Source organism: Bacillus sanguinis (assembly GCF_018332475.1).
Lineage (GTDB): Bacteria > Bacillota > Bacilli > Bacillales > Bacillaceae_G > Bacillus_A > Bacillus_A sanguinis.
In genome coordinates this window covers 1-15,126 of the sequence record NZ_BOQB01000194.1, presented here as the reverse complement: position 1 = coordinate 15,126, position 15,126 = coordinate 1, and the positions used below count along the sequence as shown (strand labels likewise).

16 protein-coding genes are annotated in these 15,126 nt (G+C 35.3%); 11 read left to right on the top strand and 5 right to left on the bottom strand.

Annotated elements, in window-relative coordinates; all coding sequences use genetic code 11:
- The coding region (locus KI369_RS20115; protein ID WP_212957139.1) for an HU family DNA-binding protein at positions 1-215 on the bottom strand (215 nt) is incomplete at its 3' end.
- 141 nt (positions 216-356) lie between these two features.
- Positions 357-1,172: a formate/nitrite transporter family protein gene (locus tag KI369_RS20110; protein WP_212957138.1), complete on the bottom strand. Its 816-nt coding sequence runs from the start codon at positions 1,170-1,172 to the stop codon at positions 357-359.
- A gap of 196 nt (positions 1,173-1,368) precedes the next feature.
- On the opposite strand from KI369_RS20110, the gene KI369_RS20105 reads away from it, so the two are divergent.
- Complete coding sequence (locus tag KI369_RS20105) at positions 1,369-2,262, top strand: metallophosphoesterase (protein ID WP_212957137.1); 894 nt, start codon at positions 1,369-1,371, stop codon at positions 2,260-2,262.
- A gap of 299 nt (positions 2,263-2,561) precedes the next feature.
- Here the strand turns inward: KI369_RS20105 and KI369_RS20100 are convergent, their stop codons facing one another.
- A complete protein-coding gene (locus tag KI369_RS20100; protein WP_212957136.1) occupies positions 2,562-3,644 on the bottom strand; it encodes a chitinase in 1,083 nt (360 codons plus the stop codon).
- Between the two features lie 270 nt (positions 3,645-3,914).
- Here KI369_RS20100 and gabP point away from each other — a divergent pair, with 270 nt between their 5' ends.
- The 8 genes from gabP to entD all read left to right on the top strand — a co-directional run bounded on the left by gabP (position 3,915) and on the right by entD (position 12,889).
- Positions 3,915-5,309: a GABA permease gene (gene gabP / locus KI369_RS20095; RefSeq protein ID WP_212957135.1), complete on the top strand. Its 1,395-nt coding sequence runs from the start codon at positions 3,915-3,917 to the stop codon at positions 5,307-5,309.
- A gap of 133 nt (positions 5,310-5,442) precedes the next feature.
- A complete protein-coding gene (locus KI369_RS20090) occupies positions 5,443-5,781 on the top strand; it encodes a hypothetical protein (protein WP_212957134.1) in 339 nt (112 codons plus the stop codon).
- Between the two features lie 317 nt (positions 5,782-6,098).
- Positions 6,099-6,641, top strand: a complete 543-nt coding sequence (locus tag KI369_RS20085; RefSeq protein WP_000228316.1) for a DUF420 domain-containing protein — start codon at positions 6,099-6,101, stop codon at positions 6,639-6,641.
- 116 nt (positions 6,642-6,757) lie between these two features.
- Entirely contained in the window at positions 6,758-7,921 is a 1,164-nt protein-coding gene (locus tag KI369_RS20080) for an iron-containing alcohol dehydrogenase (RefSeq protein ID WP_212957133.1), read from the top strand.
- A gap of 156 nt (positions 7,922-8,077) precedes the next feature.
- The gene (locus KI369_RS20075) at positions 8,078-8,830 is read left to right on the top strand and encodes a DeoR/GlpR family DNA-binding transcription regulator (RefSeq protein WP_212957132.1); all 753 of its coding nucleotides are present in this window, start codon (positions 8,078-8,080) and stop codon (positions 8,828-8,830) included.
- A complete protein-coding gene (pfkB, locus tag KI369_RS20070) occupies positions 8,827-9,738 on the top strand; it encodes a 1-phosphofructokinase (protein ID WP_212957131.1) in 912 nt (303 codons plus the stop codon). Before KI369_RS20075 ends, pfkB begins: the two co-directional genes overlap by 4 nt.
- A gap of 13 nt (positions 9,739-9,751) precedes the next feature.
- The gene (locus tag KI369_RS20065) at positions 9,752-11,608 is read left to right on the top strand and encodes a PTS fructose transporter subunit IIABC (RefSeq protein ID WP_212957130.1); all 1,857 of its coding nucleotides are present in this window, start codon (positions 9,752-9,754) and stop codon (positions 11,606-11,608) included.
- A 348-nt stretch (positions 11,609-11,956) separates the two neighbouring features.
- Positions 11,957-12,889, top strand: a complete 933-nt coding sequence (entD, locus tag KI369_RS20060) for a cell wall-binding protein EntD (protein WP_212957129.1) — start codon at positions 11,957-11,959, stop codon at positions 12,887-12,889.
- A 63-nt stretch (positions 12,890-12,952) separates the two neighbouring features.
- Here entD and KI369_RS20055 read toward each other — a convergent pair whose 3' ends face one another.
- Positions 12,953-13,198 (bottom strand): hypothetical protein, encoded by a 246-nt coding sequence (locus tag KI369_RS20055; RefSeq protein WP_212957128.1) that lies wholly within the window; start codon positions 13,196-13,198, stop codon positions 12,953-12,955.
- Between the two features lie 182 nt (positions 13,199-13,380).
- Between KI369_RS20055 and miaA the strand changes: the two genes are divergently transcribed.
- Positions 13,381-14,334: a tRNA (adenosine(37)-N6)-dimethylallyltransferase MiaA gene (gene miaA / locus KI369_RS20050; protein ID WP_212957127.1), complete on the top strand. Its 954-nt coding sequence runs from the start codon at positions 13,381-13,383 to the stop codon at positions 14,332-14,334.
- A 21-nt stretch (positions 14,335-14,355) separates the two neighbouring features.
- Entirely contained in the window at positions 14,356-14,580 is a 225-nt protein-coding gene (hfq, locus tag KI369_RS20045; protein ID WP_000813896.1) for an RNA chaperone Hfq, read from the top strand.
- Positions 14,581-14,660: 80 nt separating this feature from the next.
- Here the strand turns inward: hfq and KI369_RS20040 are convergent.
- The coding region (locus tag KI369_RS20040; protein ID WP_212957126.1) for a Gly-Xaa-Xaa repeat protein at positions 14,661-15,126 on the bottom strand (466 nt) is incomplete at its 5' end.

The window sequence follows — 15,126 nt, the reverse complement described above, 5'->3', positions numbered from 1 at the left end:
GCGATTTGCATTTCTTCACCAGTTTGTGGGTTACGGCCTGTACGAGCAGCTCTTTCGCGAACTTCGAATGTACCGAATCCGATAAGTTGTACTTTTTCACCAGCAGCTAAAGTGTTAGTGATTGATTCTACTACAGTTTGTAAAACTACAGTAGCTTCTTTTTGAGAAATCTCAGCATTTTGTGCTACGTTTTTAATTAATTCTGTTTTATTCATGTTTTTCACCTCATATGTAAATAATGCTATTTAAGTTGTTATTATAACGTATAAAACATTCGAGAACAAGTGTACGCACATATATTCGTAAAAAAAATGAAATTTGTAATATTTTTTAGAGTCACTGTATAGACAGTTCATTTAAGCGGATACAGATCTTTTCTTTAATTCGGTTTGTTCTTTATTGGAAGGTAGTTTTTTATTATAAGATATGAAATAAGGTAATGCTACAAATAACATACCTCCGACTAAGTTTCCGAAGAAAACAAAAATGAAGTTTGAAAAATATTCAATCCAAGTTAAATGACCAGCAAAAATTGCTGCTGGGATGACAAACATATTAGCTACAACGTGTTGAAATCCAATCGCAACAAACGTCATAACTGGGAACCAAATGCCGATAATCTTTCCGATAAATTCTTTACTTCCCATACTAAGCCAAACAGCTAAACAGACGAGCCAATTACATCCGATTGCAGAAATAAAGGCTTGTAGTGGTGTGTCTTGTAGTTTAGCTTGCGCAATAGCAACTGTTTTCGCTAAAAAAGCGCCCTCTGTTAATCCGACGATATGACCGAAAAAATAAGCAACGAATACAGCACCTATGAAGTTGCTAAACGTAACAATTACTAAATTTCGAATGAAGTGGAATAAGTCGATTTGTTTGTGAAGCCACGCCATTGAAACGGTCATCATATTGCCAGTTACTAACTCACCGCCTGCAAGAATAACGAGTATAAGACCGATAGGGAATACAGCGGCACCTAGAAAACTAGTAAATGATCCCCAAGCCTTTGGCATTGTTCCAATAACATGAATATCGAGTAAATACCCTAATGCTATGAAAGCACCACCAAAAAAGCCGAGTATTAGCATAGGGAGTAATGATAAATAAGCTTTTTTTCTTCCGGAATTAGCAGCAAGTTCCGTAATTTCTTCTGGTGTAAATACAGACATGAATAATCTCCCCTTAATAAAATGATAGAACAAATAGAAGGAACATTTTTAAGAATCTATGTATTGTAAAAATATGTTATGCTTTCTGTATAAAATTGTCAAAGTGAGTGGGGATGGAATTGGATATTACTAACATTGTTCATGTTGTCACATTAATGTAACAATAAGGTTTTAAAGTACTTCTAGAGGTGAGAACATGAATACGCATCATGTAAAAAAAGAACAAAAAAAATCAATCATCAAGATATTTATTATCAGTTTCATAAGTATAGTAATGATTTCAATAAGTTTGTATTTCTATGCGACAGAAATAGAACGAAAACTAGTAACAGTTACGTGGAATGAAATAAAAGCTTCAACAATTCCTAAAGAGTTTAATAATAAGAAAATATTACAATTCTCAGATGTGCATTTAGGGCCAGAATTTACACTAAAACAACTAGAAAATTTGGTGGAGAAGATGAATGCGTTACATCCAGATGTAGTAGTTTTCACAGGGGATTTAATAGATAAGTTTGGATCGTATAAAGCGGAAAGAGAAGAAGCGAGAGGTATTTTACAGAAAATATATGCACCCTTAGGGAAATATGCAGTGTTTGGGAATCATGATAGGGGCGGGGGAGGTAGTTTATTTTATAAAAAGTATATGGAGGAAGCTGGTTTCTCTGTGTTAGTAAATGAAGTGCAGAAAATTAAAGTGGAAAACGGCAATTATATTACAATATCAGGTTTGGATGATTTTTTATTGGGGAAGCCACAAATAGACTCGACTTTAAAACAAGTAAGGCAACAAGATTTCAATATGCTCTTAGTACATGAGCCGGATGTTGTAGACAAAGTAGCTCGTTACCCAGTTGATTTTCAATTGTCAGGACATAGTCACGGAGGACAAGTTCAAATTCCTTTTATTGGTCCATTAATTACTACAAAATTAGCGGATAGCTATGTGGAAGGTATGTATGAATTAGAAGGGAAGAATAAGCCGTTACATTTATATGTAAATCGTGGTATTGGGACAACACGAATGCCTGTTAGATTTTGGAGTGCACCTGAACTTTCAGTATTTGTATTAAAGCAAAATAGTAACTAAACTACTCTAGAGTAGTGGGACTTTCAGAGAAAGTTCTCTTTTTTTATTAGTTAGACCCGGAATATTATGTAAGTTTTATTTAAAGCGTTAAAAAAGAAAGGGGGATTTCTATGATAGAAACATAGCATAAAGAATTGGAAAGTTTATATAACCAAATGGTTTTGTAGCAAATTTCTTTTAAGTTTTGTAAATAGTTAAGTAAGAGATGGAAAAGAATCTTTTCATCATGTAGAAGTGAAAAAGTAATTTACATAAATAAAAAACCAACAATAGGTTATATAACCTATTGTTGGTTTTTATTATTTCTGCAAGGGAATCGCATCAAAATATGTTCTATAGTTATTAGAGAATTCAAAGTTGTTTTTTGCATCCCAATTAATAGACCAAGACATTAGGCCACGGAATGTAGGATAGCCACCCTGATTTGAAAGCTTATACTTTCCTCCGAAAGGAATTCCTTTAATGATATAATCTAAAGCTTTTTTCATTTCAGTTGGAGAAATATATCCGCCACTTGGAGCGGCTGCTGGTGCTGCAGGAAGTCCAATCATGACTTGATCCGAACGAAGAGGTGGGAAAATGTTATTTGTATTACCACCTACAGGAAAACCATGTAAGAGCATATCTGCCATAGCGACCTCGTAGTCTGCAGTACCTTGATTGTAGTTATTACCGTCCATTCCAATTCCGCTACCAGCGTTGTAGTGTTGAACGTGAATGTATGTTAGTTTGTCTTTCACTCCGTAAATAATCGGTAAATATGCACCCCAGATGCTTCCATATGCACTATAACCACCTTGAACATAAGCTGTTTCAGGGGCCATGCTTAATAGAAAATTTGGACCATAATGATCTGAGATTGTCCGAATAGCTGAAATAAGATTTACGATTTGAGGAGTCGTTGGGTTTTTGAAATTAGTGTCATTTCCGTTTAAGTAAATTCCTGATTCAAGGTCAATATCTATTCCATCAAAACCGTATTTATCGATTAGAGATTGTATGGAATTAATAAAACGTTGCTTAGCGGTATGATCAGGAAGTAAAACGACGCCATTTTGTCCACCTATTGAAAGAACTATTTTTTTTCCTTTACTTTTTAAGTAAGCAATATCTGATTTGAATTCTGCATCTGTACCATACACAGGAGAAAATTCAACAGTGGAACGATCACCCCCAGTTTCACCGAAAGATATATTGATTACATCCCATTTTGGTGAAACGTCTCTTAATTTAATAATGCCAGTACCGTTATCGAAGTTATGCCAGTATCCAACGAGTAGTTTTGCTCCTAAATTGTTTGCTGCTTGTGCTTGAAAGGGAGCTAGCGGTAGCAGTAAGAAAATTACTAACATACAACAAATGAATTTGAACTTGTTTAACATATCAACACCCCTATACAAAAAGTTGTCTAGATGTATAATCTTGTTTATTTAATGATATCTGAAAATTGATTCTTTTGTAAGTCGACTATAATTTTCTCAACAATTGTATATGGAAAAATATTAAACCTGATGTAATAATTTCATTAGAAGCTTGCATTACGATTGTTAAATTCAGAATATTTTGATATATTTTAAAGTATAGGACAAGGTTTTTCGCATAATACTCTTACATAAATTTCAAAATTACGTTTGGAAGGGGATGTACAAGAGTTGGATAAAAATCTTAAGAAAGACCTCAAAATACGCCACATTACAATGATCTCAATTGGCGGCGTAATAGGAGCTGGTTTGTTTGTTGGAAGTGGTGCGGTTGTGCATTCAGCAGGTCCAGGTTCTATCGTTTCATATGCATTAGCAGGACTTCTAGTTATTTTCGTTATGAGAATGCTAGGAGAAATGGCAGCTATTAATCCGACAAGTGGTTCATTTGCAACATATGCAAGAGAAGCAATTGGTCCATGGGCGGGGTATACAATTGGGTGGCTATATTGGTTTTTCTGGGTAATTGTTATTGCAATAGAAGCTACAGCAGGTGCTGGTATTATTCAATACTGGATTCCAGACATCCCACTCTGGTTGTTAAGCCTAATATTAACAATTTTATTAACATTGACGAATGTTTTTTCAGTGAAATCATTTGGAGAGTTTGAATATTGGTTTTCTTTTATTAAAGTAATAAGTATTGTTTTGTTCCTTTGTCTTGGGCTAGCTGTTATTTTAGGATTTGTACCAGGAACGGAAGCACCTGGCACTTCGAATTTAGTAGGACAAGGAGGATTTATGCCAAACGGTATAAGTTCGGTGCTACTTGGAATTACTGTCGTAATATTTTCATTTATGGGATCTGAGATTGTTGCAGTAGCTGCTGGAGAGTCTGCTGAGCCTGTAAAAGCAGTAAAAACAGCAACAAATAGTGTAATTTGGCGTATTCTCGTATTTTTCATTGGATCTATCGCTGTAGTTGTTACACTTCTTCCATGGAATTCAGCGAACATACTAAAAAGTCCGTTTGTAGCGGTACTGGAACATATAGGAATACCAGCGGCAGCACAAATTATGAATTTTATCGTTTTAACAGCTGTACTTTCTTGTTTAAATTCGGGTTTATATACGAATTCAAGAATGCTTTTTTCAATGGCAGAAAGAGGAGATGCGCCAAAGGCATTTTTGAAATTGAACAGTAGTGGTGTTCCAGTTCGGGCGGTTTTATTTGGAACGTTCTTCGCTTACATTGGGGTTGTTTTTAGTTACATATCTCCAGATAAAGTCTTTTTATTTTTAGTGAATGCATCTGGCGGGATTGCGTTACTCGTTTATCTCGTTATAGCAGTTTCACATTTCAAGATACGTAAAAAAATGGGGAAAGCGGAACAACAAAATTTGAAAGTGAAAATGTGGTTTTTCCCGTATGTAACGTATGTTACAATTGCCGCTATTATAGCAGTTTTAGTTGCGATGCTCGCAATTGAATCTTTACGTTCACAGGCACTTTTAACAATGCTTGTTACTGTTCTTATAATCATTTCTTATTTTATTTTTAATAGAAATAAAAATAGTACAGTGTTGAATCCTAAAAGTAAAAATGAGGAATCTGTTCGATTCTAATTTCTTGTTTTAGAATAGAATTACACCCAATCATTGCTATAAAAGAATCATATATAATCATAGAAACAAGTAATTACTATTGTCATAGTGAATATAAACTTTTTTCTTGACTTTTTATACGAAGGCGAGCAAAATGGTAAAAAAGGAAGGGGGGATGACAATGGAAGAGTACGTATTAGAGCTATATAATCTGTTATATACGACAGAATGGCAAGATATTGTTTCGTTTCTAGGAATAATGTTTTGTATGAAAATTGTAATTGTATATATGGAAGAGCAAGGTATGTTCTATTCCTTCTCATCCCCGTTCGATGTGCAGCGCGAGCCGTTGCCAAACTATGCCAATGTAAATTACGAACAAATTCCTTTTGTTATATTCTTTATGATTCGATTTATAACAGCAATTGTAAAGAAAAAGGAAAGTGACGATGAAGAGTGCCACTCAACTTGTAATATAGCGACTGCTTTTTAAGCTAAATACAAGGAGGAGATTTATATGTGGTTTCGATTTCTTATGATTGGTTTCTTTTCATTAACAGCAATTTCTTTAATGGGATATCAAGTGTCTGAAATTTTTCAAGCATATAGCAATACGTTTTTCAATAAAAACTAATTACATTGCTATTTAAATAATAAAGCGATAAAATCCTTCTTAAGAAGTTTTATTAAGAAGGATTTTTTTCTTTGCTCTGTCTTACTGTGTCAAACTATTGTCACATTTACACTGTGAATAATATGTTAAAATAGTGAGGTTACGTATACATATTTGAAGGAAGAGGAGTGACCATTTTGGTGGATCAATCAACTAATCAGAAAAGCTATGCTCCTATTGTGATAACGCTTTCTGTAATTGTAAATGCGATTATTTTATTTTTGTTCTTTGGACCTGTGGGCTATGAAGGAGAAGTACATTTTGATGTAACGATTTTACCAATGTTAAATGCAATTTTTAATAGCTTTACATTCGTCTTCTTATTAGCAGCTTTATACTCTATTATTAAGAAGAATGTGAAAATGCACCGCGGTTTCATCCTGGCAGCATTTACAACGACATTGCTATTTTGTGTTTCTTATTTATCGTATCATTACTTGGCGCCAGCAACACATTTTGGCGGAGAAGGATTCATTAAATATGTGTATTTCATCATTTTAATTACACATATTATCCTTGCAGCAATTATTGTACCACTTGCATTGTTTGCACTTGTATTTGGTTTTACAAATCAATTAACACGTCATCGTAAAATTGTACGTTGGACGATGCCGATTTGGTTATATGTAAGTTTATCTGGTGTTATTGTTTACTTAATGATCTCACCTTATTATCAATAAAAAATCTCAGCCTGTAGGCTGGGATTTTTTTGTTAGGCAAATATTTTTGTGAAATGAAAAAAATATGGTATACAAAAGTATAGTTGCTTTTCATATAGAAGGGATGGTAAAGGGATATGCAAAATTTTGTATTTCGTAATCCAACGAAACTTATTTTCGGTAAAGGTCAATTAGAACAGTTAAAGGCTGAAATTCCACAGTTCGGTAAAAAAGTTCTTCTCGTATACGGGGGAGGCAGCATTAAAAGAAACGGTATTTATGATAATGTAATTTCTATTTTAAAGGAAATAAATGCAGAAGTATTTGAATTGACAGGTGTTGAACCGAATCCACGTGTATCAACTGTAAAGAAAGGGGTTCAAATTTGTAAAGATAATGGCGTTGAATTTATTTTAGCAGTTGGTGGAGGTAGTGTAATCGACTGTACGAAGGCAATTGCAGCTGGTAGTAAGTACGATGGAGATGTGTGGGATATTGTAACGAAAAAAACATTTGCCGGTGAGGCATTACCATTTGGTACTGTGCTTACTCTTGCGGCAACAGGATCTGAAATGAATGCTGGTTCTGTAATTACAAACTGGGAAACGAATGAAAAATATGGCTGGGGTAGCCCAGTTACCTTCCCTCAGTTTTCAATTTTAGATCCAGCTCATACTGCGTCTGTACCGAAAAATCAAACAATTTACGGTATGGTAGATATTATGTCACACGTATTAGAACAATATTTCCATCATGGAACAAATACAGAATTACAAGATCGTTATTGTGAATCTGTTTTAAAAACAGTCATTGAGACAGCTCCTAAGCTTTTAAATGATCTAGAAAATTATGAGCATAGAGAAACAATTTTATATTGCGGTACTATGGCGTTAAACGGTATTTTGGCGATGGGAGTAAAAGGAGACTGGGCAACTCATAATATTGAGCATGCGGTTTCAGCGGTTCATGATATACCACACGGGGGTGGCCTTGCGATTTTATTCCCGAACTGGATGAAACATGTTGTAGATGAAAATGTAAGTCGTTTTAAACAGTTTGCTATTCGTGTATTTGATGTAGAAACAGATGGAAAGACTGATCGAGAAATTGCGTTAGAAGGAATTGAGGCGTTACGTCAATTTTGGACTTCAATTGAGGCACCGGTAACATTAGCTAATTACACTATTGGAGAAAATGAAATTGACTTGATGGCGGATAAAGCGATGGTTAATGGCGAATTTGGTAACTTTAAAAAATTAAATAAAGATGATGTTTTAAGCATATATAAGGCTTCTCTATAAGTAAAGCGAGTAAAGAAACCCATTTGATATCACGATCAAATGGGTTTCTTTTTTTGTTTATAACTATTTTTGATTGTTTTTGGTTATTTGTGAATGTTTATGGTTGATTTTTGTGATCGTTTTCATTATACTGTAATCAAAGAAGAGGTGAATAAAATGTTAACTCCTGAACGTCATCAAATGATATTGCAACTTGTAAAAGAGCAGAAGATTGTTAAATTACAACAATTAGTGGAAAGAACAGCGAGCTCTGAATCAACAATTCGTCGTGATTTAGCGCAATTGGAAAAACAAAGGTTATTAAAAAGAGTTCACGGTGGTGCGGCTGTTTTAACAGGAAAAGGACAGGAGCCGACGATGGTTGAAAAATCATCCAAAAACATTCAGATAAAACAACAAATTGCGAAGTATGCGGCTAGCGTTGTGGAACAAGGTGATTGCATTTATTTAGATGCAGGAAGTACAACATTTGAAATGATTCCATTTTTAATAAATAAAGATGTTACAGTCGTTACGAATGGACTTATGCATATTGAAGCTTTAGTTGAAAATAATATTCGTGCATATTTGTTAGGCGGAATGATGAAAAGTAGGACGAAAGCTTTAATCGGTGCTATGGCACAGGAAAGTATGCAGAAGTATCGTTTTGATAAATGTTTTTTAGGCGCGAATGGTGTACATGAACAGCTTGGTTTTACAACTCCAGATCCAGAAGAGGCACTTTTAAAGCAAATGGCATTAACATTAGCAAATGAAGGATATTTCTTAATTGATGAAAGTAAGTTTTCAGAAGTTGCGTTTGCGAAAATTGCCAATGTTGAAGAGGCAAATATTATTACAAGCCATTTAGAAATTGATTTAGAAAAATATAAAAGACAAACCAATGTAATTGAGGCTGATAAACAATGATCTATACAGTTACTTTAAACCCATCTATTGATTATGTAGTACAAGTTAATTCCTTAGATTTAGGCGCAGTAAATCGAGCGGAGAAAGATATGAAGTTTCCTGGTGGAAAAGGGATTAATGTTTCTCGCGTTCTTCATCGTTTAGGTGTTGAAAATGTAGCGCTTGGATTTACTGGTGGATTTACCGGTGGATTTATTAAAGATGTATTACGGGCGGAAGGTGTAACAACAAAATTCGTCCAAGTAGATGGAGATTCGCGAATTAATGTGAAAATAAAAGGGCAAGAAGAAACAGAATTAAATGGACAAGGACCTAGTGTGACCAATGAACAATTTGAACAATTAATGAAACAAATTGAAAGTATGCAAAAGGGAGATTGTATTGTACTAGCTGGAAGTGTACCGACGTCTATCCCAACTACTTTTTATGAATCCATCGCAGCGTTCGGAGCTGAAAAAGGTATTCGTGTAGTAGTAGATGCGAGCGGAAGTGCGCTGCAGCATGTAGTTAAAAATAAGCCATTTTTAATAAAACCAAATCATCATGAGCTTGGTGAGTTATTTGGAGTAGAGATTTCCACAGTAGATGATATTTTACCGTATGGAAGAAAATTAGTTGAACAAGGTGTAGAGCACGTTATCGTATCAATGGCTGGAGATGGAGCTTTATTATTTACGACAGAAGGTATATATGAAGCAACTGTTCCAAAAGGTGTTGTAATTAATTCGGTTGGGGCTGGAGATTCTCTCGTTGCGGGATTTGTAGGTAAATATGAACAGACAAAAGATATTGAAAAGGCATTTCAATATGGCGTTGCTACAGGGAGTGCAACAGCATTTTCAGCTGATTTATGTGAAAAAGAAAAAGTAGAAGGATTATTGTCGCAAGTAATTGTAACTAAGCGATAGGGGGAAGTAACGTATGAAAATTACAGATCTATTAAAAAGGGATACAGTTATTATGAATTTGACAGCTTCAAATAAAGAAGCTGTCATAGATGAATTAGTTGAGAAATTAAACGGCGCAAATCGTTTAAATAGTAAAGTGGAATTTAAAGAAGCTATTTTAAAGCGGGAGTCCCAAAGTACAACGGGCATTGGTGAAGGGATTGCTATACCTCATGCGAAAACAAAAGCTGTTAAGCAACCGGCGATTTGTTTTGGTAGAAGTGTAAGCGGTATCAACTATGAATCGCTTGACGGCCAGCCTGCGCATTTATTCTTTATGATTGCTGCAAGTGAAGGGGCGAATAATACGCATTTAGAAACGTTGTCGCGCCTATCTACCTTATTAATGGATGAAGGGTTTCGTAAGCAATTATTAGAAGCGAAGGATGAAGAGGAACTTCTTCGTTTATTTGATGAAAAAGAAAATGAAAAAGAAGAAGAGGTAGAAGTTGCACAACCAGAAGGGAATGAACCGTACGTATTAGCTGTTACAGCTTGTCCGACTGGAATCGCTCACACATATATGGCTGCGGATAGCTTGAAAGCAAAAGCAGCAGAGCTAGGAATTGCAATTAAAGTTGAAACGAATGGGTCGACAGGTATAAAAAATGGTTTAACAAAAGAGGATATTGAACGCGCAACGGCTATAATTGTTGCGGCAGATAAACAAGTAGAAATGAACCGTTTTGCTGGGAAGTATGTTATTCAAGTACCAGTCGCTGATGGGATTAGAAAAACGGAGACGCTTCTTAATCGAGCTGTAAAACAAGATGCACCAATCTTTAAAGGTGTAAAAGAGGATGGAAAGGCAGAAAATACGGAGAAAGAAAACGGATTAGGAATTTATAAGCATTTAATGAACGGCGTAAGTAATATGCTTCCATTCGTTGTTGGTGGCGGGATTTTAATTGCGCTAGCGTTTTCGTTTGGTGGTATAAAGGCGGAAGGTCCTTTAGCTGAATTGTTCATGTCTATTGGAGGAGGGGGAACAGGGGCATTTTTATTCCTCGTACCAATTTTAGCAGGATTTATTGCGAGTTCTATTGCTGATCGTCCTGGTTTTATGCCTGGTGTTGTCGGAGGATTTCTAGCGGCACATGCGAATGCAGGATTTTTAGGTGGATTAATTGCTGGTTTCTTAGCTGGATATGTTGTTTTAGGATTGAAAAAATTATTTTCAGGGTTACCAGTACAGTTAGAAGGAATTAAACCTGTATTGTTATATCCGGTCTTTGGATTATTGATTACAGGGGTTGTTATGCAAAAAGTAGTAATTCCACCTGTAGTAGCATTGAATGAAATGTTAACAGGATGGTTAAATGGTTTGAACGGTACAAATGCTATATTACTAGGTCTTATATTAGGTGCGATGATGGCAATTGATATGGGTGGTCCAATTAATAAAGCAGCATTTACATTTGGTATTGCAGCAATAGAAGCACAGAACTTTGGGGTGCACTCAGCGGTTATGGCTGGTGGTATGGTACCGCCGCTTGCGATTGCATTCGCAACTACTTTCTTTAAATCAAAGTTTACAGAAGCGGAACGTAAATCTGGTTTAACAAATTATATTATGGGAGCATCGTTTATTACAGAAGGTGCGATTCCGTTTGCAGCTGCAGATCCGGTTCGGGTAATTGTCAGTTGTGTTGTCGGTTCAAGTATTGCAGGTGCATTATCAATGTTATTCCAAATTACATTACCAGCACCGCATGGTGGATTGTTTGTTATCGCATTAGTAAATAAACCAGTGCTATATATTTTCTCGATATTGATAGGGGCGGTTGTTTCTGCTCTTATGATGGGAATTTGGAAAAAGAAAGTTAAATAATAGGTGTAAAGGGAGTAGCTTTTATTAGCTGCTCTTTTTTATTACAAAAAAGAAGGCAAAAAATTGGAGAATGATGAATTTTGGTAAAAGATGTAATGGAATATGATTTTTTTGTAACAAAAAAGTAATACTGTAATTTTTTCTGGAAAAAAATTCTGGTGCTTGTATGTGGAAAGTATATGAAAACTATTGGGAATTCTATTGGAAATGAGATTCATTAATATGGAAATTTATGTTACAGCTCATTAATCGTATATTACGAATGGTTTGTAATTGTGTGTTTTCTAAAAATCTTAAAAATCCGTTGCTATAATGAAAATACGAAAACAAAGCAAATGGAGGCTATTCATGAAAAAATTATTAGGTATAGCAACGGCGGCAGTTTTTGGTCTTGGGATTTTTGCAGGTTCTGCGAAAGCAGAAACGATTGTGACAACAGACGTATTAAATGTTAGGGAAAACCCAACTGTAGAGTCAAAGCTTGTAGGTAAAATGTTAAGTGGGAATAAATTAGATGTTATAAATACAGAAAACGGATGGACAAAAATTAAATTAAATGGTCAAGAAGCGTTTGTAAGTGCTGAATTTACAAAAAGTACATATTATGTGACGGCGGGCGTGTTAAATGTTCGTGCTGGAGCCAATACTGATTCTGAAATTCTTGGTAAACTAAATAAAGATGATGTAATTGAAACGACAAATCAAGTTCAAAATGAATGGTTACAATTTGACTATAATGGAAAAACAGGATATGTTCACGTGCCATTTTTAACAGGAACGGCACCTGTAATTGAAAAGAAAGAAGTTGTAACGCAAGAAGAAGTACCGGCAAGAGTAAATACACCGGTTAAAAATAATAAAGTAGTTAAGAACAAAGAGTCTGTTAAGAATGTAGAATCAAATAAACCTGTGGTAAAACAGCGATCAACTACGAAACAAGTTGCGAAATCCACTCCAACAAGTGCACCTGCTGGTGGGCGTGAAATAACAGTAGAAGCGACAGCGTATACAGCGCATCCAAGTGAAAATGGTACGTATGGTGGTCGTGTATTAACTGCAATGGGGCATGATTTAACAGCGAATCCAAATATGAAAGTAATTGCTGTTGATCCTAAAGTAATTCCACTTGGATCAAAAGTATGGGTAGAAGGATATGGAGAAGCGATTGCTGGAGATACTGGTGGTGCGATTAAAGGAAATCGTATTGATGTATTAGTCGGTTCAGATGGTAGTGCCAATAGCTGGGGGCGCAAATCTGTAAAAGTGAAAGTGATTAAATAGTTATATATGTATTAACATAAAAGGCGGTTGCTTGAAAGTATGTAAGCAACCGCCTTTTATGGGTTATTGAAAAGGATAAATCGTTTTACCTGTAATGATTTTATATGCACTGCAAAATTGTGTTTGTATATACTCTGTATCTTTATTTTCTGGATGTAATGTTGTTTCTTGGAGAGTAGAATGAAAAGAACGTAGTAAACAATTTAAGGCGAAGTATAATTCTTCTTGTGAACAATTTTGTTCTTTTGTAGCAGTAGCTAAAATGAGGTCTTTTGTTAAAGATGAAAAATTAATGGTGGATTGTTTCATAGTCAACGCATCCTCTCGAAGGTATTTTTAATCATGTATATGCGGAATTGGACAAACTATGTTCTATTTTTATTTATAATTTCATGTACCAGAATGAAAGAACTTGCAATCATGCCGTTAAAATTGGTAAGATTGGATATAATCAATAGATGGAGTACATCACATAAAGAGAGTTGAATGATATGGGAGAAGTGCAACGTGAAAAAGTTGCTGTCATCATTGGACCAACTGCTGTTGGGAAGACGAAGTTAAGTATTGATCTTGCTAAAGCGTTGAATGGTGAAATTATAAGTGGAGATTCCATGCAGATTTATCGTACGATGGATATTGGAACTGCAAAGGTGAAGAAAGAAGAGATGGACGAAATTCCACATTATATGGTCGATATAAAAGATCCGGAAGAATCATTTTCTGTTGCCGAATTTCAAGAACGTGTTCGTAAGCATATTCGAGAGATTACAGAGCGTGGTAAATTGCCAATTATCGTTGGTGGAACTGGTCTGTATATACAATCTGTTTTATTCGATTATCAGTTTACGGAAGATGCTGGTGATACTACATACCGAGAGCAAATGGAAAAGTTAGCATTAGAACGTGGTGTGGAATATGTACATAAAAAGTTACAAGAAGTAGACCCAGAAAGCGCTGAGCGTATTCATGCAAATAATGTACGCCGTGTCATTAGAGCGTTAGAAATTTTCCACACGACGGGTGAAAAAATGAGCGATCAACTTGAAAAACAAGAAAACGAGTTATTATACGATGTTTCCTTAATTGGCTTGACAATGGATCGAGAAATGCTATACGATCGCATTAACTTACGAGTTGATATAATGATGGAACAAGGTTTATTAGAAGAAGTAGAAGGATTGTATAATAGCGGGATACGAGATTGTCAATCTATTCAAGCGATTGGGTATAAAGAGATATATGATTATTTTGAGGATTGTGTCTCTTTAGAAGAAGCGGTATCACAATTAAAGACGAATTCACGTCGTTATGCAAAGCGTCAATTAACGTGGTTCCGTAATAAGATGGATGTCACATGGTTTGATGTTACAGACGGTGAAAAAACGTCAGAAATTTTACGATACATAGAAGGAAAGCTACAACTAAAGTCGAATAATAGTAAGTAGAGAAAAAGAGGAGGATTCGACATGAAGCAATCAATCAATATTCAAGATCAGTTTTTAAATCAACTCCGTAAAGAGAATACGTTTGTTACGCTGTACTTATTAAATGGTTTCCAGCTTCGTGGATTAATTAAAGGATTTGATAATTTTACAGTCCTACTGGAAACAGAAGGTAAGCAACAGCTTATTTATAAACATGCAATTTCTACATTCGTACCACAAAAAAATGTTTCAATTGAATTAGAGTAGTAATGAATTATTGTACATAACAAAAAAAGAGCGAGTTTCTCGCTCTTTTTTTATTTGTTATAAAAAATAAATAGTGAAATTTAAGCGATTCTAAATACAGTTAGACGAATATTAGTGTTTCCTGTTGCAGGGATCGTAATCTCATTAAGAGTGGATTGGACAGAAATGTTTGCGCCGGCAGTTAACGTTTCGATTGTAGTGAATGAAAGTGAGTCGCCTATTAGATTTGAAGAGAAGTTGTCAGTTGCGACTGCTCCATTTATTGAAATTCCTACTCCGAGTGGTGCACATCCTGGTGCAGTTGTAGAGATGGATACGCTAATGACGTAAATACCAGCGTTGATAACAGTAACTGTATCTGTGCCGTTGAAGATAATGTTGTTTACGTTAATTGCAGTATTAAAAATGAAGTTGTTAAATTGGAGTACTGTTTGCTGAATGTTGTTTGTAACGACAATTGTTGCTACAGGGAAGCTAGGTCCAGTAGGCCCGGTAGGTCCGGTAACTCCTATACCAGTAGCACCCGTTGGTCCTTGAACACCTTGA